The sequence below is a fragment of the Ruegeria sp. CDSB114 genome, assembly GCF_059611025.1.
In genome coordinates, this window is the sequence record NZ_JBXWOT010000001.1 from 1,234,452 (window position 1) to 1,257,268 (window position 22,817).

Below are 22,817 nucleotides of genomic sequence, written 5' to 3' on the forward strand. Positions count from 1 at the left end.
GACACCCAAGGCAACACGGTCGTCACCATCGGATACCAAAGTCGAAATAGTCGCGCCGAGCGCTCAGTTATCGAGAACGCACAGGCCTTTAGATGACTTGAAATTCTTGTTGCAGTTCCAACGGTTTCCGGACCTGTCAAGATGGGCATTCGCAGGAAGCTCTATTGTTTCGCAATTCACACCTGAGGTCGCGTATCCCCGCTCGCACTTCCATCCCGTGCCGTACGTTGCATCGTCCAAGTAGGCATGTTCAGGGACCACGACGGCCGCGCACGTGCCATCCTGTACAAAAAATCCACGTTCACATGTCCAGGGTTGACCGTATCCTGATGAATTCAAATACGCGTTGGCCGGGACCACAATGGCAACGCAACGGTCGTCCAATGCTTCGAACCCACGTTTGCATTCCCACGCGGGCCCATAGGTCGTATCAGCCAGATAAGCGTTTGCGGGTACGACAATTTCTTGGCACGTATCGTCGATTTTGAGAAACCCGCGCGAGCAATGCCAGCGTTCACCTGATGAATCAAGGAATCCGCCATCGGGTACAATCACCGCAACACAGGTCGCTTCATCGTTCTCGCGAAAACCATGAAGACATTCCCAACCTAAACCATAGGTACGGTTGGTCGGATAGGCATTTGCTGGCACTATGACAGCCGCGCAGACGTCGCCACTCAACCTATACCCGGCGTTACATTTCCAACCGTCGCCGTAGCTCGTTGCAGTGGCATTTTCTGGCACCGATTGCGATGTAGATTGAGCGAATGCAGGCATCGAAAATAAAAGCAAAGCACAGAGTGTAAACCCAATCAGCGCCGCACTCATCTGAATGCCTAGTGACAGATTTGCGCGCCAAGTCGTCCGAAAGAGTTGCGGCATGGCCTTTGCCTTATGATCCATCCAGCTCAAGCCCCGCGATACAGGCATCTGCGAGGTCGCGGCTTGGCGAATCTGACCCCGGCAGTGTTGCCCAACCTGTATCCATCATGGCCTTGCGGCGGTTGAAGCCAGAGGCCTCTTGCAGTGTTTCGATTATTTCTTCGCGCTTGGGATCAGCGGTTGACCTGTTCAGGCAGACCGGCACCATCGCAAGCGTTACTTCTTCGCTTGCATGGTCTTTCGCCAACTCTTGAGCGCTGCCGCTGGTTGTCCATCCGCCCCAGGTAAAGCCAAGGATTGAGACCGCAATCGCACCACACAAAGCACCGTAGATGCCTGGTTTCGTCCATTCTGGAAATGTCATTTTGGATCCTCTGGCGGAGAAAGCGCCGCCTCGCTGTTTTATGTCTTTCTGCGCAATCTTGATCTTGCGCCCGGGCCAATCCCAGGACGTGATGGTCGATAGGCGCAGTTTTTGCCTATCGGAAGCTCATTTGATCAACGGTTGCGTTGTGGTTTATTGGCAAGCCATCGGTGCGTCTGATCACCACAAACGGATCAACTAACGTCACAAGCGATGTGGTCGTGCGCGAAAACATCGGCAACTTTCCCAAACATCAAATCCAAGTAGAGGACGTGACAGCTGAATTTTCATGATGGAAGAACTTAGTTCACTCTAGCAGGCGATACGCCTGGGCTGCAGAAAACCAGAACTTTAGTGGTTCTTATATAACCACTTGGAGACGCAATTACAACGCTCGTGGCCCTACCGCTGTTCCCAAGGCCCCTATACCGATCAAAAAAATGGTTTCAACCTGGCATTTGCTTTGTGTATCGGCAAATCCGTGACCACTTATGTAGCCTTTTTACTATGTCACTCTGAAACTGGCATTCGCTGCATCAAGGAAAACATGTGGTGAGGGCAGATAATGCTTGGACGTTTTACCGAAAAGTATGGGTTTGTCTCTGATCTCACATGCTGTTTTGAGTGTGCCTCGCCAAATATTTCTGAGCGATTTTTTGGATGATGACAGGTTGGACTGACGCGCAGGGAAAAATCGGAATTTGGCGAGAAAACGGGCGTGGGTAACGCCTGAGACGCGCCGTCAAACGGATCGGCTGGGCGCCTCACCGACCTAGCCACGACCGATTTCGTCAAGCAGTTCGGTTGTCGTCACCTGACGGCAGTAGCCTTTGATCGTTTGCAGGGAATTGTCGTGACGCTCTTGCGTGTAGGTCATGCAGGCATCCGTCACTTGGGTGACCAGATAGCCCAGATCACAGGCATCGCGAATTGCGCTTTCGACGCATTGATCGGTCACGATCCCTGCCAGCACCAATTGCTTTATGCCGAGATTGCGCAGCACGTAATCTATGTGGGTCGAGACAAAGACTGAAGACGAAGATTTTGGAAACACGATCTCATCATCGGCTGGTGCCAGTTCGTCGATCACCTTGCCGTCCCAGGATCCTTTGGGCACGTTGAAGCCCGTGATTTTGTAATCCAGAGATCTGTCGCGCCCGTCTTTGGTCAGACTTTCAATCGTTGTGTAAAGAACCTCGATTCCCGCCGCGCGAAATCCCTTTTGCAAGGCTTGCATATTAGGTACGATACGGGATTTCAGCTGCTCAAAAAACCAGCCAAACTTTGCGTCAAACTCGGCATTTGTCAGCCCTTCGAATTCGGCACCATCCCTGTGGGCTGCAAAGTTCTGCACGTCAATAAACAGCAATCCCGATTGGTCATGTTCTAGTGGAAGATCGCGGGTCAATTCCATGTCTGTCTCTGCTTTCAAATGTTTGCCCAAGAGGTCTAATTTTATGAATGAGGGGGATCATGACGTCCATACTAAAAGAAAATAAAATTCCAAAGTCAATTCAATTTAGATTGACAGAAAATATTTTTCCACCACCATATAGCGCATGTTGATCAGAGACCGCATCGAAAACGCAGCCGATATGCTAACCAGCGGAGAGCGCAAACTTGCTGCAGCTATCCTGTCGGATTACCCATTTGCCGGCCTTTCCTCGATCCAGGAGCTGGCAAAACACGCCGAGGTGTCACCGCCTTCAATCTCACGGTTTGTTACCAAGATTGGACTTGATGGATATCAGGATTTCCAACGTGATCTTATCGCGGAATTGAAAGAAGGGCACCGCTCGCCTGTTCAACTCCACCAGGCGGAACGGCCCGTTCATGGGGGATATCTGAAGGACTTTATTTCCAAATCGGCCAGCCAGATGGCCATGGCGGCTGATGCGATCACCGAAGATCAGTTTAACCAGATCTGCACCCTTCTGACCGACCCGAAACGCAGCGTTTACGTGCTGGGTGGCCGGATCAGCGATACGATCGCCAAGCATCTTTCGTTCCACCTGCGTCAGATCCGCAAGGATGTGTTTCATCTGCCTGATACGCCTGAAGGCTGGCCAGAATATCTGTTGCGGATGCGGCCCGGGGATATCCTTTATGCTGTTGATTTTCGCCGCTACCAACCGGCGCTGGAGCAGCTGTCGCTTGTTGCCTCACGCGATCGGAATGCCCGTGTGATCCTGATGACGGACAAATGGATTTCACCGATTGCCAAACACGCCCATGAGGTCATGCCGGTGCCAATTGATAGCGGCACCTTGTGGGATACTTACTCGGCGGCTCTCTCGGTGACCGAGGCCATCGTGACGCGGATTGCCGAGGACAACTGGGAACAGACCCGAGACCGTATCAAGGCCTGGGATGCTTTGCGCTTTACTCAAGAGGAAAATGAAAAATGACCCTGCCGCTAATTTTTGCTGCCATATCCGATGTTGCCGGAAAAGTGCGCGGCAAAGCCTTTCCCGCTGATCAGTTGGAAAAACGGCTGGTGCGGGGGGTCGGCTGGACCCCTACCAATGTGCAGATCACCTGTTTCGACATAATCGCTGACAGCCCGTTCGGCGCGCTAGGTGATTTGCTTTTGATTCCCGATGCAAACGCAGAGGCCCGGGCGACATTTGGAGATGTGACCGAGCATTTCCTGATGGGCGATGTCGTCACGCTTGACGGGGATCCTTGGGCCTTTTGTACGCGCGCTATCCTCAAATCCGCGCTGAAGCGCCTGCATGATGTAGCAGGCGTTCATCTGATCTCGGCGTTCGAGCACGAGTTTCAACTGAAAAGCCCACCGGCGGTGGAAAACCAGGGATACGGACGCGAAGGGTTCGAGATTCAGCGGAAGCTTTGCGAAGTGCTGATGGCGACACTCGCCGAAAACGGGCTCGAGCCAGACAGTATCATGAAGGAATTCGGCCCCAATCAATACGAGGTCGTTATCGGCCCTGCCAAAGGTGTGCGCTCGGCAGATGCGGCAGTAATCCTGCGCGAGCTTACTCGCTCGGCAGCGCGTCACCTGGGTGAGGCTGCAACCTTTACGCCAATCCGCGATGTGGCGAGCGTCGGCAATGGCGTTCATATCCACATGAGCTTTGTCGACGATGCCGGCGAGCCGGTCACATTTGATGCAAGCGGCCCCTGCGGGATGTCCAGACTTACTGATGGGTTCGCTGCTGGCGTGCTAAAATACCTGCCTAACATTTTAGCGCTGACGGCACCGTCTGTCGTGTCATACGAACGCCTTACTCCGCACCGGTGGTCGGCTGCGTATAACAATCTCGGGTTCCGAGACCGCGAGGCCTCGTTGAGGGTCTGCCCTGTGACGGCAAAGGACCCCGCTTCAATCGGCAGACAATTCAACATTGAATACCGCGCGGCGGATGCAGCGGCGTCGCCTTACCTGGCTTTGGCCGCTGTTGTACATGCTGGTGTTCAGGGGATCGAAGATGGGCTGAAAGCGCCTGCGCCGACCGAGGAAGACCTGTCGCTTCTTTCAGCGGATGATCTCACGGCGCGTGGTTTTGTGCGCCTGCCCGAAACGCTTGAGGCCGCCCTTGAGGCGTTTCAGGCGGATACGACCGTCACCAGTTGGTTCGGACCAGAGTTCGCGAGCGTCTACGCCGCCCATAAGGCTGCAGAAATCGACGCGGTAAAAGACATGGACACAGCACAGAAATGCGCCGCGTATGAAGGAACATACTGATGAGCGCGCCCTCTGACAGAGCATTGGTTCCATTTGTCAGCGTCGAAAACATGCGGGCCCTGGTCCATAAGCATGGCCTACGGGACTGCCTTGCAGGATTGGCCAATATGATCGAAGCCGATTTCAAACGCTGGCCGGTATTTGACAAGACACCGAGCGTGGCGTCCCATTCTAAGGTCGGTGTGATTGAACTGACGCCAACCTATGATGGTGTGGATCACACCTTCAAGTCCATGAACGGGCACCGATCGAACACCAAGGTCGGCCTGCAAACCCTAACCGCCGTTGGTGTGCTGGCCTCTGTTGATACCGGCTATCGACGACTCATTTCTGAAATGACCCTTCTAACGGCGCTTCGCACGGCGGCAACATCGGTGATGGTGACGCGTATACTGGCCCCCAAATCAGCTAAAACCGCTGCGAGTATCGGCAACGGGATATTCTGATGCGCAATGACATTTCTTTAGAGTACCCAAAACAGACGCGCATCGAGGGCGATATCCAGCAACTCGACCCGGATCACGCGGTAAACGAACTGTGGCAGGTTCTAACCGGTTCTAAAAAGGGACGAACTTCCGAAGATCAGATTACGGTTTTTGATAGTGTTGGCTTTGTGGTCGAGGATTTCTCGGCCAAACGCTGGCTGCACCAAAAAGCGACTGACGGCGCCCCAAGCGAAATGCTGGATCTGATTGCCGACCCGCACGATCCCAAGGTTCTGCTCGGTATGACAAGACGATACACACACCGTGCGGTCCAAGCTGCATGAATTTGTGTACTCATACCTTATTGGGGCCGAACGATCCTGCGCCGATTGACGTCGTTAATGCAGATAGCACGTCGGAGATCGTGCTGCTGTGTGAGCATGCAGGCAATGCGGTCCCCGAGATTCTTGGAGATTTGGGAGTCTCCCGCGACGTCATTGAAAGCCACCGCGGCTGGGACATTGGTGCCCAGGATGTAGCGCGCCAGTTGGCTGAACAGTTGAACGCGCCTCTCGTCGTCCAAAATTACTCACGGCTGGTATTTGACTGTAACCGTCCCCCTGACAGCCCCTTGGCGGTCCCTGCGATCAGCGACCAGGTTGAGGTGCCGGGGAACAGCGCGATCACCGAATTGAGCCGGGCCATGCGTGTCGATGAAATCTTTCGACCTATGGATGCAGAGTTGAATCGGCTCTTTGCCAACCGTCCGCGTCGTGCCGCGTTTTCGATCCATTCCTTTACACCGCATCTCGATGGCAAGGACCGGCCTTGGCAGGCAGGCTTTTTAAGCCGCGGTACAGGCGGTGCTGCCAAAGCATTGATGGCACATATCGCGCAGCTCCGCCCTGACATGACCTTTGCGTTGAACAAGCCCTATCAGATCGAAACTGAGGGCGATTGGTTTATTCCAGCGCATGCAGAACCCCGTGAGCTTGTGCATTGCCTGATTGAAATTCGAAACGATCAAATCCGCGAACAATCGCAAGTCGGGCTGTGGGCGGATCTGCTGGCAGACGCAATCCTTACAGCGGTAGGGGACATTCCCTCATGAGCATCGCCCCTCTTCATACACATCCCGGACGCTTGCGGGCGTCCAACTTGCTCCGGACGGCGGCGGCGGTTGCTGTGCTGCTGGCTGTGGTGCTTGGGCTGACGTTGATTTTTGGACGCACTGGCGAGCGGATTGCTGTACAGATGTGTGTCAATGTGGTCGCTGTAGTGGCCCTTGCGATCTATTGCGGCAACACGGGCATTGTGTCTTTCGGGCATGGAGCGTTTTTGGCGCTAGGCGCTTATCTGTCAGGCATTCTCACCATGCCTGCTGCTCTTCAACGTTCTGCCCTACCGGATCTACCGTCATTTCTGGCAGGCCATGAAGTAACGATCTGGGTGTCGCTGCCGGTGGTCGCCCTTGCGGGACTTGCCTTTGCAGCTCTAACCGGAAGCGCCATCGCTCGGCTTGTGGGTGCGTCTGCCACGATTGCCGCGCTTGGCCTGCTGATCATCGCCCATGGCGTGGCCATCGCCGCACGCGAAATCACACGCGGCAGCCAGACGTTTTACGGTGTGCCAAGGGTGACAGATCTGGTTCTGGCCCTCAGCGCGGCCACGGTCGCAATCCTGCTAGCCCGTTGGTTTCGCGAAAGCCGTTTGGGCCTGTTTTCCCGCGCGGCCCGTGACGATGAGGATGCCGCAACAGCACTTGGCATCAATGCCCGACGCACAAGATTCATCGCTTGGTGTGCCTCTGGTACCATGGCGACAGTCGCGGGTGCACTTTACGGGCATATGCTGGGAGCATTTTCACCCGCATCCTTCTACCTTGGGCTCGTCTTTGCGCAGGTGGTCATGATGATTGTCGGCGGAATGTCATCGGTTGGCGGCGCAGTGGTCGGGGTGATCGCGGTGACGCTGCTGCAGGACACTGTGCGCCAGTTCGAAGGCGGCTCAACTGTGCTTGGCGTCACCTTGCCCGAGGTCTTTGGCCTGACGACGATTGTCTTGGGGCTTGCAATCCTGCTGGTGATCTGGGCGCGACCTCAGGGTCTGGTCGGAGGCTTTGAACTTGGCCCTGGCGCCGATGCAAATCTGCTCGGGCGCCTGAAGTCCCGAGTAACTCCTGCGCGCACGCCCGAGCCCGTCGTCCCAGCCACGCTGAAAGCATCAAACCTGTCAAGAAGTTTCGCAGGCGTCAAAGCCGTAAGAGACGTCAGTTTCGAAGCTCCGACTGGGCGCATCACTGGCCTGATTGGCCCCAACGGTGCTGGCAAGTCCACGCTTGTTAACTTGCTCACACGCTCCTATCAGGCGGACACCGGTTCTGCGCATATGGGTGAGGTTGATCTGACCCGTGTCTCGCGTCACAAAGTGCCAGGCTTTGGTGTCTCGCGTAGCTTCCAGAACTTGCGCCTGTTCAGCGGTCTGACAGCCTACGAAAATGTTCTTGTTGCCGCTTTGGCCGCAGGTCACGACCGCAAGACTGCCGCGGCTATCACCCTGCGTGAACTGGATGCCTTTGATCTTGGGGAAGTCGCCGGGTATCGCGCCGACAGCCTGCCATATGGTGCCCGCAAGCGCTTGGAAATCGCCCGCGCTTTGGCACAAGACCCTAAGATTCTTTTACTGGATGAACCGGCCGCTGGCATGAATCCTGGCGAAACAGATGATCTGGCTGATCGGCTGATTAAGGTCGGCAAAACACGCGGCATCGGTGTCCTTCTGATCGATCATGACCTGAGGTTCGTGAACCGCCTGTCGGACTGGATCGTGGTGATGCACCAAGGTGGCGTCATCGCGCAAGGCACGCCTGAAGACGTGCGCGCAAATCCCAAAGTCATCGAGGCTTACATCGGCAAAGGGCGCACAGCCCAAAAAGCAGAAATTAGCGAAACCAACCGAAGTCAACCAACAGAGGTAGCAATAAAATGATACGTAATGCCCTTCTTCTTTCAACAGCAGTTATCACCGGCCTGGCTGGAACAGCGATGGCTGAGAGTTATAAAATCGGCGTAATGTCCGCGCAATCGGGCTATCTGGCCCCCTATGACGGACCCGCCTATGCCGGGTTCCAGTTCTGCATTGACGAAATGAACGCCAAGGGGGGCCTGAACGGCACAACACCGGTTGAGTTGATTGTGCGCGACACCCGGTCTGACATCGCCGAAGGCGTTAAAGTTGTACAGGAAATGATCGATGACGGCGCGCAGTTCATCGTGGCGTCAGCCGATGCCGATCCGACAATCGCCGCGGCCCAGATCACAGCGGCTGACAGCATCCCAACAATGACCTTTGCCGGAACAGCCCCGGTTCTGACGCAAGTCGGTGAACATGTCTTTGGCAGTTACCCCGCGGACAACCAACAGGCCGCCGTACTGGCAGGCCACGCACGCGAGCAAGGGTTCGAACGTGTCTGGCTCGTGAAATCCCCAGACAGTGCCTACACATTGGGTGGGCCCGAGTACTTTGGCGAGGCCTTCACATCGCTTGGTGGTGCCGTTGTCGGGGAAAGCAACTATTCGCTGAACCAGCCGGACTTTTCTGCCATCGTGACGACCATCAAGAATGCGGATACCACCCCGGACGTGATCGTCACATGGGCGTGGGAGCCTGATTTCCCGGCCTTCATCCGTGCGCTGCGGGGTGCCGGGATTGATACCCAGGTGATGGGAGGTGACGTACTCGATTCACCAACCGTACGCGGCCTTGGTGATGTCGTCACAGGCGTAACGCATACATCTGGTGGCTTCCCAGACGAAGGCTCTGCCTATGCCGATTTCATCACGCGGTTCTCTGCTGCAAAGGGGATCACGCCGGACAACAATTACTACGTAAATGGCTGCGATATTGCGCATATGATCGAGGATGCTGTCGCAGCGGCTGGCACGACAGACCCTGCTGCCGTGACTGCCGCAATGGCCGGCATTGAGAATGGTGAGGGTATCATGTCCAACTTCACTTTCGCGGGGACCGACCGGATGCCTCTGCGTGATGTTGTGGTCGCACGGATTACCGATGCAGGCGAAAAAGAGTTTGTCCTGCGCACCTCAGCTGATCCCGCAATCCTGCCACAGCCGTAAGGTCTGAACCCAATGGAAACAGCACTCGATATCCAAGGCTTGCACGTCCGCTATGGCCCAATCCGCGCGGTTCAGGGCATTGACCTGATCGTCCCCAAAGGCGGCATAACGGCGCTTTTAGGGGCCAATGGCGCAGGCAAGACAACGACGGTCATGGCCATCGCAGGTGCTTTGCCCGTGGTATCGGGCGCTGTTTCCCTTTTTGGCAAGGATATGACAGCGGCTGCACCTGACTCCATTGTGCGGGCGGGTGTGGCCATTTCACCGGAAGGACGCCGCGTGTTTGCGCAGCTGACGGTCGAAGAAAATCTTATGCTGGCCGGATCAATTCTGGGCGACGAGACGCTCAGCGCCAAACGTTTGGCCGAGATGAAAGAGCGTTTCCCGATCCTAGGCGAACGCCGCCGTCAGATGGCGGGGCTTTTGTCGGGGGGCGAACAACAGATGCTGGCGGTGGGACGTGCCTTGATGAGCGGACCGCGCTTGCTGTTGCTGGACGAACCGTCGCTTGGCCTTGCGCCGCAGGTCGTGGATCAGATTTTCGACATCGTAGAAGAATTGAAAGCCGACGGTATTTCAGTGCTTCTGGTCGAGCAAAACGCGGCTCTTGCCCTGGACATTGCCGATCATGCTGTCGTGCTGGCGAATGGCGCTGTTGCCGCTGCCGGTGCACCGTCGGAACTAGCAAATAACGCGGTCTTGCAATCCGCATATCTGGCGGCTTGAGCGATGGAAGTTCTTCTTCAACAAATGATCAACGCGCTTAGCCTTGGGGGAATTTATGCGATGCTGGCCCTGGGGCTGGCGATTGTGTTCTCTATTGTGCGATTGATCAATTTCGCGCATGGCGAAATCATGACGTTCGGGGGCTATGGCATCTTTCTGGCCATGAGCTTTGGCCTGCCGCCGATCGCCGCTCTTGTTGTCGGGCTTGGCGCTTCTGTGTTCATGGCCATGGCAATGGAGCGTACAGCGTTTCGCGCCATGCGCGGCGCAGATGTCGTTGCACTTTTGATCACATCTTTCGCGGTATCCGAGATCCTCAAAGTTCTGTTCCAGAACGGAATTTCCGCCAGACCCGTCCCGATCTCTTTTCCAGCGTCATGGTCTGGCACGTATCATATCGGCCAGACGACATTTGGCATTATCCCGACCGTATCAATCATCGTAACATTTTCAGCCCTTGCAGGCCTGACATTCGTGTTGCGGCGCACAACGATTGGCATGGCCATGCGCGCCGCTGCCGAAGATATCGAGATGCTCAAACTGCTGGGTATCAAGGCCAACCGGGTCGTTGCTGTGGCTTTTGCCCTGTCAGGGCTACTTGCGGGTATTGCCGCTGTCATCTGGACGGCACAACGCGGGTCAGTGGATCCACTGATGGGATTTTTCCCCGTTCTCAAGGCCTTCATTGCGACCGTACTTGGGGGTTTGGGCAGCTTGGGCGGCGCTGTCCTTGGTGGGTTCATCGTCGGCGGGCTGGAGGTTCTGCTACAGGCTTTCCTGCCAGACAGTCTGGCCCCATACCGGGATGCAATGGTTCTGGCCTCTGTCATCTTGTTGTTGCTGTTACGCCCGGATGGCCTCCTTCCAGCGGCGAATGCCAACAGATCGTAAGGAGCGGTGTTGGCGCAAAGTTCATCACTAGCTCGGATTGTTGCCCTCAGAGCGCGATGACAGACAAAGAGTGTGCAAATCGGATTCTGCGGAAATTGAATCTAACTTCCAAAATCAGACATTGGCGCAGCTGCAGCGGAATTGGGCTGTGCCACACTGCCCTTCTTTGACCAGATACCGACAAAAGTCCGCAATAGATCAGAATTTCTCGATGTTACGGCCAATATTGCATGACCCGCTGGCTCGAAAATATCCTGGGAAGCTGTCGACGGCTCAAAGTTGCGCGTCGTTCCACAAATTCCAGAGCGTCAGTGAGGTAAAGTTAGTCCTTCACCAGCGCTCCAAGGCCTAATGTTTTTCAGCTAGAAAGCTCAGTTCTGCACAGCTTGTCAGATCGAACACATGAGCCTCTGGATTTCGACTGGCCACGCCCGGCAAGTGCAGATCCAAAGATCGTATCGCGTCAATGCCTCGCCTGTTTCAAGGAACAAGATTGACAAGGACCAATGTTGCAGGGGCCCCTGTTATGAATGTTCTTCTGCAGCCGTGGCTGCCAACGCGCGGTTATAGGCCTTTAGCGCATCAATATGGTAGAGCGTACCGACTGGGGTCTCAGCTCCGTCATCACCGCTCACAACCACCGGTATGCAGAGGATTTCGTCTCGGTCGAAGAACGGCATCGCCGCCTCAAGTGTTGCGCTTGCTTGAACAAAAAGACCCTGATCAATCAAAACCTGTGCTTCTTCCCGGCTGATTGAACGTGCATCGCCAAGCGGTCGCATCACTGCGCCTGCGCGCAACATTGCCAGAAGATAGGCTTGTGGCCCCGCGGCCAGATGCACATTGCACCGTTCCAGTTGTGTCAGGAAGAAGGATCGATCCACGAGGCGCGAAGCCAGCGCCGTGGACATTGAAACCGACACCATCACCGCCAGACCGATCTGCCAATCTCCGGTCAGTTCAAAGACAATCATCGTGGTCGAAATCGGGGCACCAAGCACGGCAGCGGCCACCGCGCCCATCCCGGCAAATGCGTAGAGGGTATGGGTACCCGATACATCGGGCAGCAAACTCGTTGCAATCAACCCGAATGCCAACCCGGTTAACGCACCTATCATCAGCGAGGGTGAAAACACACCGCCACCCATACGTCCCCCCATCGTGATCGCAACAGCCACAGTTTTGATGATTGCGAACAGGATGGCGGTTGTCAGAACCAAATCTCCGGCCAGAGCCCGGATCGTGGTTTCGTATCCAACGCCGATGATGTGGGGAAACCAGATCGCGATCAGTCCCAACATTGCGCCTGATACAGCAGGACGCAGCCATCCGGGCAAGGACAGCCGGCTTTGAATGTGATTGCCAATATCTTCTGCAAAGAAGATCGACCGCATCAGAAGCAAGGCCACCAACCCGCAGATCAACCCAAGGATCAGAAACGCGGGCAGCTCGACATAGAATTGCAGGGATCCGGGCGTATCCAGAGTGAATTCGGTCACGTCGCCGTATTCCAGCCGGTTAATCACCGTCCCGGCGACCGAAGCGATAACGATGGGCGCAAAAGCATGCACCGCGAAATGGCGCAACACCACCTCAAGTGCGAACAAAGCACCGGCAATGGGTGAGTTGAAACTGGCCGAAACTGCCGCCGCCACCGCACATCCCAGCAAATCACGCCCGGTAATTCCGTCGGCATGGATACGATTACTGACCCAGGTCGAGATCACGCCTGCCATATGCACAACCGGCCCTTCTCGACCCGTGGACCCACCTGTGCTGAGCGTAATCAGCGAGGAGAAAAAAGACGCGATACCCGCCTTGCCTTCGACCCGACCATCGGTGAGGGCAGCGCCTTCGATTACATCGGCAACTGAACGCACGCGCCCGTCATCGGTATACCGGTGCAGGATGATGCCAACGATAAGACCGCCGATGATCGGTGTGATCAGGATCAGGAACCAGGGTAGCTTTTCCACATGGCTGTGCAGTAACGAGATATCCCCGGTGTCGTAGACATAGGCCTGCAATGCCTGAATTGCCTTACGAAATCCCAATGCCATAAAGCCTGCGGCAATCCCAATCGCCAGCGCGATGAACCAGAACTGAATTTGGCTGGGCCCGCGCCTGCGCATCACCCGCCACGCGTCCTTCATCGCGGCCAGAGCCTGATTGAGCTGGTTGCGCAGAACGGTGCGGGTTGACTGGGTCATTTGCCCTCGGGGGATCAGGATACACCCCTTACTAAGCCACGGAGGGCACGGATAAAAGCCGGATCGCGCGTCTGTGAGGGCCTATGCGTCCAGAAGAGCACGGGCAGCGGCGCGCGCTTCGTCCGTGATCGTGTCTCCGGCGACCATCCTGGCGATCTCGTCCACCCGGTCGGCCTGGGCCAAGGGCACCACGGTCGACAGGGTTTGCCCATCGGTCACATGTTTCTGAACACGCCAGTGATAGGCGGCACGTGCGGCGACCTGCGGGGAATGCGTCACGACCAATACCTGCCCGCCCTGTGCCAGCGATGCCAGACGCCTGCCGACGGCGTCCGCAGTCGCGCCGCCAACACCCCTGTCGATCTCATCAAAGATCATCGTGCGCGCGCTGTCATCGCCGGACAGACAGACCTTGAGCGCCAGCAAGAAGCGGCTTAGTTCACCGCCCGAGGCGATTTTGTTCAACGGTCCAGACAGTGCACCGGGGTTGGTGGCAACGGTGAACGCCACAGCATCCGCACCTTCGGGGCCGGGATCGGACGGGGTGATCTCGGTCTGGAACACAGCGCGTTCCATTTTCAGCGGTGCAAGCTCGGCCATCACAGCGGTGTCAAGTTCACCCGCTGCCCGTTGGCGCAGGCTACTGAGTGCTTCCGCAGCCTTGTGATAAACTGCCTGCGCAGTCTCAACCGCAAAGCGCCTGTCGGCCAGATCAGCGTCACCAGCATCCAAACGGTTCAGCCGCTCACGCAGGGTCTCCGCGAACCCACCCAAGTCGTCCGGGGCAACGTCATGCTTTCGGGCCAACGCACGAATGGCGAAAAGCCGTTCCTCGACTGCCTCCAGTTCAGCCGGATTGAAGTCCAGCACCTGAAGACTGGCATTAACGCCATCTTGCGCCTCGCCCAATTCGACCAGTGCACGCCCCAGTGCGGCAACAGGCTCTTCCAACTGCCCGCCCGCATTATCGGACACCCCTTCCAACCAGCGCAGAGCATCAGACATCGCGCCCTCGGCCCCATCGCTGCCAAGCAAGTCATAGGCACGGGCGACGTCATCGCGAATCCGCTCTGCCCCCTGCATCATGCGGCGCCTTGCATCCAGTTCGGCATCCTCGCCGGGCTGCGGATCAAGCTTATCAAGCTCAGTGACCGCATGGCGCAGAAATTCTTCCTCTGCCCGCATGGCAGCCAAGGCAGATTCGACCTCAGACAAAAGCTTGCGCGCACGCGACATCTCGGACCATGCAGAGCGCACAGTGGCCAGTTGCCCCCTTGCCTCGGCAAAATCATCCAGCATCGCGCGGTGGCCACGTGGGTTCAGCAGGCCGCGATCATCGTGCTGGCCATGCAGTTCCACCAGGGTTTCCGACAAGGCCCGCAGCACCTCGCCCGAGCAACGCCGGTCATTGACCCATGCGGTTTTCCGGCCCTCGGCTGTGTTCACGCGGCGCAGGATCAGCTCTTCGCCTCCGGGCAATCCGGCTTCGGCCAAAATCGCATGTGCGGGGTGGTTTTCGTGCAGCTCGAACTCGGCCACAACTTCGCCCTGAGCGGCCCCCTGACGCACCAGCTCTGCCCGCCCGCGCCAGCCCAGAACGAACCCAAGCGAATCCAGTAGGATCGACTTGCCCGCGCCGGTCTCGCCGGTCAACGCGTTCAATCCCGACTGGAACGTCAGTTCCAACCGGTCGATGATCAGCATATCGCGGATATCAAGGGCGCGCAGCATCGGGTCTCAGCGTCCCACGCCTTTAGCCATGGCGATTACAACCACTGACCTTTGACGGTCTGGCGATAAATCGTGCTGAGCCAGTTGTTGCCGCGGCTTTTGAGTTTCAGCCCGCGAGAGGTCAGCAGCTTATAGCCAGCGTCATACCATTCCGAGGATTGGTAGTTGTAACCCAGAATTGCACCGGCCGATTGCGCCTCATCCACCAGACCCAACGAGAGATAGGCCTCGATCAGGCGATAGAGCGCTTCAGCGGTATGCGAAGTTGTCTGAAAATCCTCTACCACAACGCGGAACCGGTTGATCGCGGCAGTATAGTGATCCTGACGCAGATAATAACGTCCGATCTCCATTTCTTTGCCAGCCAGATGGTCAAAGGCCAGATCGAATTTCAACACGGCGGAGGTGGCATATTCGCTGTCCGGATAGACTTCGATCACCGTGCGCAATGACTGAAGCGCCTGGAACGTCAGGCCCTGATCGCGGCCCACCTCGTCAATCTGGTCATAATAGCTGAGTGCCAACAGATATTGGGCATAGGCCGCATCTTCGTCGGTTGGATAGAAATCTATATAGCGCTGTGCCGCTGCACGGCTTTCTTCGTAATTCTCATCTGCATGGTACGAAAACGCCTGCATGATCAGCGCGCGCTTTGCCCAGTCAGAGTAAGGGTAAAGACGTTCAACCTCAGAGAAGTACCACGCCGCATCGTCGGAACGATTCTCCGACAGCTCAAATTCCCCACGCGTGAAAATCTGTTCGGGGGTGAACCCTTCTAGGTTCTGATTGCGGTCAGCGCCCCCGCTGTTGCACGCTGTCAAAACTGCTGTCAGAAGTACCGCCCCTGCGAATCTGACCGCCGCTTTGGTGCCTATCATTCCGCCAATCCTTGTCGTCTTGCTTAATGGGAATACCCCGGTTTGGGCCTTGGTCTAGCACATAAAATTCCAGTGCAAAACGCCTTAGTAGGCCCTTTGGCGGATTTGTCAGCAGAGTGGAACCAATCAGGCGACTTCGGGGATTTCGTCCCAGACCAGACCCTGCCCGGGCAGACGCGCGGCCTGTTCGGGGGTACACAGGATCGGACGCACAGCACCGGGCGTTTCAAACAGCTTGCGCAGCAGCGTGTTTGTCATCGCATGACCAGACTTGTCGCCGATGAAATGACCCAGAATCGGTCCACCCGCCAAATACAAGTCACCCAGAGCATCTAGCATCTTGTGACGCACTGCCTCGTCTGCGTGGCGAAGGCCACCCGGGGTCAGAACTTCGTCGCCCTGAACGACCACAGCATTTTCAAGCGTGCCGCCAAGAGCCAAGCCGTTCTCGCGCATTGCTTCGACGTCGGTACGACGGCAGAATGTCCGGCAATCACTAAGCTCGCGTGCAAAAGAGCCATTGCACATATCCAGCCTCTTAGTCTGACGACCAATGGCGCTGTCTTCAAAATCGATATGAAAATCGATAATCAAACCGTCCGCAGGCGCAATCGAAGCACTGGCACCCTCACGGGTTGCGGTCACAGGTTTAAGAACTTCATAGGCCAGGACCGGGCTTGCCTGACGACGCACGCCTTTCAACATGATGCCACGAACGAATTCAATCGAAGACCCGTCCATGATCGGCACTTCGGGGCCATCGATCTCGATCAGCGCATTGTGGACACCGCATCCAGCCAAGGCTGCCATGATATGCTCGACGGTGGAAACCGTAACGCCCGCTTCATTGACCAGTCGGGTACAAAGCGGGGTACGATCGACCACATCGTAGATTGCAGGGATCAACGCATTGCCCAGCTCGATATCCGTCCGTTTGAACCAGATGCCGTGGCCAGCAGCAGCCGGCCTCAGGATCATCGTCGCAGGCTTACCGCTGTGCAGCCCGAGGCCTGTAAACGTGATCGAAGATTTGAGCGTATGTTGCAAGTGTGACCTCGGTGAGTGGCGTCCGGCCTGTGATGGCCGTGTTGGCATTCAACTAAGGAAGCAGGTCAAAAGGCTCAACTCACTCTTTGCAACCGAATGAAACATGAATGTGACAGGTCGGCAAAACCCTGCTCACATAGGGATAATGCACTGTTTTAAAATAAGAAAGGGCCGCCAAATGGCAGCCCCTCTTTAGTATATTGTTACCGCGATCAGTTGGCTTGACGGCGAAGGAAGGCCGGTATTTCGATCCGATCCTGCTCCGGGTCGTCCTCGACATGTGCAGGTGCCGTAGCGTCAGATTGGCGCAATACCGGCTGCTGGCGGGCCGGTTGCTGCGCCGGAGTATCGGCTGCGTGGCCGGTCATGCGATCAATCAGGCGGTTAAAACCAAATCGCGGGCGGTCGGCATCTCCATGACTATCGGAGACCTCCTGTGGCCGAGGCGCAGGATGACCTCTTTCAGCCGGAGGTACATTCTGGACGGCTGCCTGCAAGCGCCTCAGCGCTTCAGGTGACGGCGATCCTGCGGGTGCTTGCGGCTGAGGTGCGACAAAGCTTTCTGGGGCGTATTCGACCGGCTCGGGAGTCGGCTCGAATTCGGCCACGCGCGGTTGATAAGCCGGGGGTGGCAGGCCGTCATCATCCTGTTCTGCGCGCGGTTGGAATTGCGGTTCCATCGGCTCTTCAGTTGCCTCAAACAGCGAAGGTTCACGCGTTGGTTCGGGCTGAGGTTCAGGTTCGGCGCTTGCCGCCACTGACATTTCTTCCAGGGCCGCTTCCTCTGCAGAAACCGAACGGGTCAGCGGTGCCGACATCGAACGACGCGCGACAGGCACATCATCCTGTTTTTCGCTGGCGTCGATACCTGTTGCCACAACCGAAACGCGCATGCCGCCTTCCATTGCGGTATCCAGCGTGGAGCCGACGATGATATTCGCCTCAGGATCCACTTCCTCACGGATACGGTTTGCGGCTTCGTCCAGTTCGAACAGGGTCAGGTCGTGGCTGCCGGTGATGTTGATCAGAACGCCCTTGGCGCCCTTGAGGCTGATTTCATCCAACAGCGGGTTCGCGATGGCCTTCTCGGCGGCCTGAACCGCGCGATCTTCGCCGGTGGCTTCGCCCGTGCCCATCATCGCCTTGCCCATCTCGTCCATAACGGCGCGAACATCCGCGAAGTCGAGGTTGATCAGGCCCGGACGCACCATCAAGTCGGTCACGCCTTTGACACCCTGATACAGAACGTCATCCGCCATCGAAAACGCCTCGGTAAACGTGGTCTTTTCGTTGGCCAGACGGAACAGGTTCTGGTTTGGAATGATGATCAGCGTGTCGACAACGCGCTGCAAGGCTTCAACACCGTCTTCGGCCTGACGCATCCGCTTAGCGCCTTCGAACTGGAAAGGCTTGGTCACAACACCGACGGTCAAAACACCCAATTCACGCGCTGCCTGCGCGATGATCGGTGCGGCACCCGTGCCGGTGCCACCGCCCATACCGGCCGTGATGAAGCACATATGCGCGCCTGCCAGATGGTCTACAATCTGCTCGATGCTTTCTTCGGCCGCTGCCGCACCCACTGTCGGACGCGCGCCCGCACCCAGACCTTCGGTGACTTTCACGCCTAGTTGAACTCGTGACGAAGACTGGCTTTGCTGCAGCGCCTGGGCATCGGTGTTGGCAACGACAAAATCGACACCGTCCAACTGTTTTTCAATCATGTTGTTGACGGCGTTACCGCCCGCTCCGCCAACGCCAAAAACTGTAATCCGAGGCTTCAGCTCGTCGTGCCCGGGCATCGAAAGATTCAATGTCATGCTTCTGTCCGCCTGTTTATATAACCCGCCAACGCGGTGTTTTTCTTACCTATCCACTAACAATCCTACCGATCCAAACGGCAAACGTCACGCCAAAAATCGCGAAAATCCACAAAATATGGAGGAAATAAGGCACCTGGAAACAGTATTTGGCAGAGATTGCCAGATGTTGCGGAATTATCTCAAAGCACCACAAAACATGCGACGCTCGCGCCACTGTTGACGGGCGCGTCACTTGCAATTCATTCACATTCTGTCTGCGGAAAACTGCTCAAGCCCTCTCGCAAGGCCTCTGACGGACCCTGTGGATATCTTGCGGGATTTTGACAGCCCCCGCAAGATATTTCTTTAGCTAATTGGGGCACTTGGGCAGTTAAGACCTTTCTCAGAAATGTCCCTGACCTCTTGAATTTCTGTCCTGGAGAAACCGACCATTCGCACCATCAACTGGTCTTCATACAAAAACGGCCACCAGCAAACTGGCAGACCATCCTCGTCATCGTCGTACAGAAAGCAAATCTGCCCATTAGGAGTTGTAATTTTCCCGTACACACAACCCTTGCCCTCCATACGCCAGACCGAGAGAGTCGGGCTCAGGAACTCTTCGGTGCCGACCAGCATTCCGCTGTCATAGACGTGAATCTTTACGGTCTTTCCTTGAACGGCCCCCAGGAAGGCTTCGGGTGTGATACGGGTCTGAGCCTCTATCGCTGACGGCACAGCCATGACCAGCGCCGCGATCGCGGCCTTACCAGTTGTCACGGAACCACCGCACAGCGCGCTTGAACGGGCGTGCGGAATAGGTGTCTACGGGGATTTCAAAATCCCACCATTCATCCTGTGGGTTGGCTGCAAACAGGCTTAGCCCCACAACCGAAGAGAACCCCGGCCCCGTGGCCGATTGCGGCAACCCATGGACCCGCAGCGGGCGACCAAGGCGAACACGTTGCCCCAGAATACGAGAGGCCAACCCGTCGAGCCCCATAATCTGACTGCCGCCACCGGTCAGCACGATCTGCTGGCTGGGCATATGCTCAAACCCGGCAGCATCCAGCCGGACACGCACTTCTTCCAGAATTTCTTCGACACGCGGGCGCATGATGCCGATCAGCTCGGCCCGGCTGACCGTACGACGGTCATGTTCCCAATCACCGGTATCCCCTCCGATGTCGATCAGGTCACGATCATCCGCGCCGGTCGCGTGAACGCCGCCATTGAAGGTCTTGATCCGCTCGGCCACAGACGCCGGAACGCCCAGCCCCATCGAGATGTCACTGGTCACGTGATCCCCACCCATGCGCACGCAATCGGCATAGATCATGTGTTTCTTCATAAAGATCGACACGCTCGTCGTGCCACCGCCCATATCGATACAGGCAGCACCCAGTTCCTGTTCATCCTCAACCAGCGCCGAGATGCCCGAGACATAGGCCGAATTTGCGATACCGGCCAATTCGAGATCGCAACGCTTGATACAGCGCACGATATTCTGGATTGCAACCGCGTCCACGGTCAGCATGTGCATATCGACGGCCAGCGATTGCCCCATCTGACCCCTTGGGTCGATCAAGCCCGATCGGTTATCCAGCGCAAAATTCACCGGCTGAGCATGTAGGACTTCGCGGCCCGCACCATAGTCGGGCACGTCACAGGCATTGAGAACCCGGCCGACTTCGGCCTCGGTTACCAGCTGACCTTCCAGATCCACCTGGGCATCCAAACCATAGGACCGCGGGTTTGCCCCCGAGAAACAGGCGATCACATGGTCGACCCGGATATCTGCCATTTTCTGCGCGGCCTGAAGCGCGGTTCGAATGGCGCGCTCGGTCTCCTGCATCGCAGTGACTTCGCCAAATTGCACACCACGGGAACGCGTGGTCGCGGCACCGATCACCCGAAACCCGGATTGTCCGGCCAAAGACCCGATGCCACTGTCCTCGTGCAAACGCCCGGCGCCGTCGAACCGCAGCACAAGGCAGGAAATCTTTGAGCTCCCGACATCCAGAATAGCGACAACGCCGCGTTGCATCGCCTGCCTGCGCATTTGCCGCATGGCCCGTTGGGACTGATAAAGATCGGTCATCATTGTCGTTACTGCCCACTACTCACATCTACTTTTGTATTCCACCAGTCTTCGCTGGCGGCTTTGGTCATTCGGATTGTCGGTCGCTGACCCAGGCGCATATCCACCACGGCCACATCGCGTTCCAGAAGATCCTGAACCTCGTTCACGGCCAACACGCGTTCCAATGCGCGCACTGGCCGTTCTGTCGGCAACATGATGCGCTGACCGCGATCCAGAACCAGATCCCAGCGACGTTCGCCAATTCGCACCAGACCGCGCACCCGATTGCCAAGACTGCTGGCTGTGGCCGTCAGTTGCAGCGCTTCGGGTACATAGGAATCCGCGCCCTCACCCGCGATCAGTGGCAGATTGGAGTGATCCTGCCGCGATGCGATGATTTCAACATGCGCGCCAGTTTCATCCAGCAATTCGACCCCTCGGCGGGTACGCCAGACAATGGCGGGCTGCCGTTCGACAACATCCACCTGCAGGATACCTCCTGGACGGATGCGCACAGAGGCTGATTTAACCGGATCCAATCCTGTGATCGTTTCGCGCATCTGTTCGACATCCAGGTCCCAGGAACTGATTGGGAAGTCCAGCGGCACCACTTCACGAATGTCTTCCGAAAGGTTGGTTCCCGCCCCATCAATCGCCATCAGGTTGACCATGAATTCTGGTCGCTGCTGGATCGAGATTTTCACATCATGGACATGAGCCACAATCGCTTCGCGCCGGTCCTGAGAGCTGAAATACCCGCCAAGCGCAGCACACACAGCGAAGACCGGCAGCCCGTATTTCAGGCCACGGCGAACACCAGGCGTCAACATCCAGCGCTGCAACCGATAGCTTAGGCGGGACGGCGCCGGATCAAACGCCGATGACTTACGCCCCCAAAGTCGCCGCAGGCGGAACTTGGGTTCTACATTGTTGCGGTCCCCCGAAGCGAAATCGGCATCCGGACCGGCAAGTGGCTTTGACCGATGGATAACCGGCGCACGGGTGGCTGTCAGCGGTCGCATGATGCGTCCTCCACCATCCATGCGCAAAACTGGCCGAAGGTTATCCCGCAATGCGCGCCCTGTTCCGGAGCCAGTGACGTCGGCGTCATTCCTGGCTGGGTGTTGGTTTCCAGCAGGAACAAGCCCTCTGCGCCCTTGCTGTCATCCCACCGAAAATCTGTGCGGCTGACGCCTTTGCAACCCAACAGATCATGCGCCTGTTTGGCAAAGCCCATACACAGGTCAAAAATGTCCAGCGGGATTTCAGCAGGCAGCACATGCCACGACCCGCCCGGCTTGTACTTGGCATCGTAATCGTACCAGCCATCCGTCATGATTTCTGTCACGGTCAGGGCGCGGTCGCCCATGACTGTGACGGTCAACTCGCGGCCAGCCACATATTGTTCGACCATTACCAGTTCGGGCATGTCGTCTGCCAGTTTCGGTGGAGTGTTGGCGCCCTCATGCACCAGATAAATGCCGACGCTGGAACCCTCGTTGTTGGGCTTGACCACATAGGGCGGTTCCATCGTGTGACGCGCGGCAACTTCGGATTTGGCCTCGATCACACTTTCGGCGACTGGCAGACCCGCGATATGGAACGCCGCTTTGCTGCGCTGCTTGTCCATGGCCAACGCCGAAGCCAGCACACCCGAATGGGTATAGGGAATACGCAACCACTCCAGCAGACCCTGCACGCAGCCATCCTCGCCCCAGCGACCATGCAGAGCGTTGAAGACCACATCCGGCTTGATATCCAAAAGGCGCGCATAGAGGTCCGGACCCGCGTCCAGTTCGACCACTTCAAAGCCTTCTCCCCTTAGGGCGGCTGCGCATTCGCGCCCAGAGCTGAGAGACACCTCACGTTCCGCCGAGGGTCCACCCATCAATACCGCCACTTTGGGGTTTGTCCTGCTCGAACTACCCACGTC

General features: G+C 56.9%; 19 protein-coding genes and 1 pseudogene. 8 read left to right on the forward strand and 12 right to left on the reverse strand.

Features of this window, described 5'->3' with window-relative positions; translation table 11 throughout:
• Window positions 1-63: 63 nt before the first annotated feature.
• The 3 genes from AC2FIP_RS06110 to AC2FIP_RS06120 form a co-directional block, all read right to left on the reverse strand.
• Entirely contained in the window at window positions 64-903 is an 840-nt protein-coding gene (locus AC2FIP_RS06110; RefSeq protein WP_496785554.1) for a hypothetical protein, read from the reverse strand.
• A complete protein-coding gene (locus tag AC2FIP_RS06115) occupies window positions 893-1,246 on the reverse strand; it encodes a hypothetical protein (protein ID WP_496694832.1) in 354 nt (117 codons plus the stop codon). Before AC2FIP_RS06115 ends, AC2FIP_RS06110 begins: the two co-directional genes overlap by 11 nt.
• 772 nt (window positions 1,247-2,018) lie before the next feature.
• Window positions 2,019-2,660, reverse strand: a complete 642-nt coding sequence (locus tag AC2FIP_RS06120) for a cysteine hydrolase family protein (RefSeq protein WP_496785555.1) — start codon at window positions 2,658-2,660, stop codon at window positions 2,019-2,021.
• Window positions 2,661-2,805: 145 nt separating this feature from the next.
• On the opposite strand from AC2FIP_RS06120, the gene AC2FIP_RS06125 reads away from it, so the two are divergent.
• The 8 genes and pseudogenes from AC2FIP_RS06125 to AC2FIP_RS06160 all read left to right on the forward strand — a co-directional run bounded on the left by AC2FIP_RS06125 (window position 2,806) and on the right by AC2FIP_RS06160 (window position 11,133).
• Window positions 2,806-3,654 carry a MurR/RpiR family transcriptional regulator gene (locus AC2FIP_RS06125; RefSeq protein WP_271950266.1) on the forward strand — a complete coding sequence of 283 codons (849 nt, stop codon included), beginning with the start codon at window positions 2,806-2,808 and terminating at the stop codon, window positions 3,652-3,654.
• Window positions 3,651-4,955 carry a glutamine synthetase family protein gene (locus AC2FIP_RS06130; RefSeq protein WP_496785556.1) on the forward strand — a complete coding sequence of 435 codons (1,305 nt, stop codon included), beginning with the start codon at window positions 3,651-3,653 and terminating at the stop codon, window positions 4,953-4,955. The genes AC2FIP_RS06125 and AC2FIP_RS06130 overlap by 4 nt, the downstream gene beginning before the upstream one ends.
• A pseudogene (locus AC2FIP_RS06135) lies at window positions 4,955-5,724 on the forward strand (Rossmann-fold NAD(P)-binding domain-containing protein). The gene AC2FIP_RS06130 and the pseudogene AC2FIP_RS06135 overlap by 1 nt, the downstream one beginning before the upstream one ends.
• Entirely contained in the window at window positions 5,721-6,491 is a 771-nt protein-coding gene (locus tag AC2FIP_RS06140; RefSeq protein ID WP_496785558.1) for an N-formylglutamate amidohydrolase, read from the forward strand. Before AC2FIP_RS06135 ends, AC2FIP_RS06140 begins: the two are co-directional and overlap by 4 nt.
• Window positions 6,488-8,368: a branched-chain amino acid ABC transporter ATP-binding protein/permease gene (locus AC2FIP_RS06145; RefSeq protein WP_496785560.1), complete on the forward strand. Its 1,881-nt coding sequence runs from the start codon at window positions 6,488-6,490 to the stop codon at window positions 8,366-8,368. The genes AC2FIP_RS06140 and AC2FIP_RS06145 overlap by 4 nt, the downstream gene beginning before the upstream one ends.
• Window positions 8,365-9,516, forward strand: coding sequence for an ABC transporter substrate-binding protein (locus tag AC2FIP_RS06150; RefSeq protein ID WP_496785562.1), 1,152 nt, complete (start codon window positions 8,365-8,367; stop codon window positions 9,514-9,516). Before AC2FIP_RS06145 ends, AC2FIP_RS06150 begins: the two co-directional genes overlap by 4 nt.
• A gap of 12 nt (window positions 9,517-9,528) precedes the next feature.
• Window positions 9,529-10,242 carry an ABC transporter ATP-binding protein gene (locus AC2FIP_RS06155; protein ID WP_496694826.1) on the forward strand — a complete coding sequence of 238 codons (714 nt, stop codon included), beginning with the start codon at window positions 9,529-9,531 and terminating at the stop codon, window positions 10,240-10,242.
• 3 nt (window positions 10,243-10,245) lie between these two features.
• The gene (locus AC2FIP_RS06160) at window positions 10,246-11,133 is read left to right on the forward strand and encodes a branched-chain amino acid ABC transporter permease (protein ID WP_142635016.1); all 888 of its coding nucleotides are present in this window, start codon (window positions 10,246-10,248) and stop codon (window positions 11,131-11,133) included.
• Window positions 11,134-11,657: 524 nt separating this feature from the next.
• Here the strand turns inward: AC2FIP_RS06160 and AC2FIP_RS06165 are convergent.
• From AC2FIP_RS06165 to AC2FIP_RS06205, 9 genes are all read right to left on the reverse strand, one after another.
• The gene (locus AC2FIP_RS06165; RefSeq protein ID WP_496785564.1) at window positions 11,658-13,343 is read right to left on the reverse strand and encodes a chloride channel protein; all 1,686 of its coding nucleotides are present in this window, start codon (window positions 13,341-13,343) and stop codon (window positions 11,658-11,660) included.
• A gap of 81 nt (window positions 13,344-13,424) precedes the next feature.
• Window positions 13,425-15,074: a DNA repair protein RecN gene (gene recN / locus AC2FIP_RS06170; protein ID WP_496785566.1), complete on the reverse strand. Its 1,650-nt coding sequence runs from the start codon at window positions 15,072-15,074 to the stop codon at window positions 13,425-13,427.
• Between the two features lie 35 nt (window positions 15,075-15,109).
• A complete protein-coding gene (locus AC2FIP_RS06175; RefSeq protein WP_142635022.1) occupies window positions 15,110-15,952 on the reverse strand; it encodes an outer membrane protein assembly factor BamD in 843 nt (280 codons plus the stop codon).
• A 126-nt stretch (window positions 15,953-16,078) separates the two neighbouring features.
• Entirely contained in the window at window positions 16,079-16,999 is a 921-nt protein-coding gene (gene lpxC / locus AC2FIP_RS06180) for a UDP-3-O-acyl-N-acetylglucosamine deacetylase (protein WP_496785567.1), read from the reverse strand.
• Window positions 17,000-17,211: 212 nt separating this feature from the next.
• On the reverse strand, window positions 17,212-18,819 hold the full coding sequence (gene ftsZ, locus AC2FIP_RS06185) for a cell division protein FtsZ (protein WP_142635025.1): 1,608 nt from the start codon (window positions 18,817-18,819) through the stop codon (window positions 17,212-17,214).
• 348 nt (window positions 18,820-19,167) lie between these two features.
• A complete protein-coding gene (locus AC2FIP_RS06190) occupies window positions 19,168-19,581 on the reverse strand; it encodes a hypothetical protein (RefSeq protein WP_496785568.1) in 414 nt (137 codons plus the stop codon).
• A complete protein-coding gene (ftsA, locus tag AC2FIP_RS06195; protein WP_281972769.1) occupies window positions 19,568-20,902 on the reverse strand; it encodes a cell division protein FtsA in 1,335 nt (444 codons plus the stop codon). The genes AC2FIP_RS06190 and ftsA overlap by 14 nt, the downstream gene beginning before the upstream one ends.
• Window positions 20,903-20,910: 8 nt before the next feature.
• Window positions 20,911-21,906, reverse strand: a complete 996-nt coding sequence (locus tag AC2FIP_RS06200) for a cell division protein FtsQ/DivIB (RefSeq protein ID WP_142635027.1) — start codon at window positions 21,904-21,906, stop codon at window positions 20,911-20,913.
• The gene (locus AC2FIP_RS06205; protein ID WP_496785570.1) at window positions 21,894-22,772 is read right to left on the reverse strand and encodes a D-alanine--D-alanine ligase; all 879 of its coding nucleotides are present in this window, start codon (window positions 22,770-22,772) and stop codon (window positions 21,894-21,896) included. Before AC2FIP_RS06205 ends, AC2FIP_RS06200 begins: the two co-directional genes overlap by 13 nt.
• Window positions 22,773-22,817 lie beyond the last annotated feature (45 nt).

Coding starts and splice junctions, on each gene's coding strand:
- recN (WP_496785566.1), bottom strand. CDS start 15,074: ATGCTGCGCGCCCTTGATATCCGCGATATGCTGATCATCGACCGGTTG.
- AC2FIP_RS06115 (WP_496694832.1), bottom strand. CDS start 1,246: ATGACATTTCCAGAATGGACGAAACCAGGCATCTACGGTGCTTTGTGT.
- AC2FIP_RS06160 (WP_142635016.1), top strand. CDS start 10,246: ATGGAAGTTCTTCTTCAACAAATGATCAACGCGCTTAGCCTTGGGGGA.
- AC2FIP_RS06200 (WP_142635027.1), bottom strand. CDS start 21,906: ATGCGACCGCTGACAGCCACCCGTGCGCCGGTTATCCATCGGTCAAAG.
- AC2FIP_RS06165 (WP_496785564.1), bottom strand. CDS start 13,343: ATGACCCAGTCAACCCGCACCGTTCTGCGCAACCAGCTCAATCAGGCT.
- AC2FIP_RS06120 (WP_496785555.1), bottom strand. CDS start 2,660: ATGGAATTGACCCGCGATCTTCCACTAGAACATGACCAATCGGGATTG.
- AC2FIP_RS06145 (WP_496785560.1), top strand. CDS start 6,488: ATGAGCATCGCCCCTCTTCATACACATCCCGGACGCTTGCGGGCGTCC.
- AC2FIP_RS06125 (WP_271950266.1), top strand. CDS start 2,806: ATGTTGATCAGAGACCGCATCGAAAACGCAGCCGATATGCTAACCAGC.
- AC2FIP_RS06205 (WP_496785570.1), bottom strand. CDS start 22,772: ATGGGTGGACCCTCGGCGGAACGTGAGGTGTCTCTCAGCTCTGGGCGC.
- AC2FIP_RS06175 (WP_142635022.1), bottom strand. CDS start 15,952: ATGATAGGCACCAAAGCGGCGGTCAGATTCGCAGGGGCGGTACTTCTG.
- ftsZ (WP_142635025.1), bottom strand. CDS start 18,819: ATGACATTGAATCTTTCGATGCCCGGGCACGACGAGCTGAAGCCTCGG.
- AC2FIP_RS06140 (WP_496785558.1), top strand. CDS start 5,721: ATGAATTTGTGTACTCATACCTTATTGGGGCCGAACGATCCTGCGCCG.
- AC2FIP_RS06110 (WP_496785554.1), bottom strand. CDS start 903: ATGGATCATAAGGCAAAGGCCATGCCGCAACTCTTTCGGACGACTTGG.
- AC2FIP_RS06155 (WP_496694826.1), top strand. CDS start 9,529: ATGGAAACAGCACTCGATATCCAAGGCTTGCACGTCCGCTATGGCCCA.
- AC2FIP_RS06130 (WP_496785556.1), top strand. CDS start 3,651: ATGACCCTGCCGCTAATTTTTGCTGCCATATCCGATGTTGCCGGAAAA.
- ftsA (WP_281972769.1), bottom strand. CDS start 20,902: ATGACCGATCTTTATCAGTCCCAACGGGCCATGCGGCAAATGCGCAGG.
- AC2FIP_RS06150 (WP_496785562.1), top strand. CDS start 8,365: ATGATACGTAATGCCCTTCTTCTTTCAACAGCAGTTATCACCGGCCTG.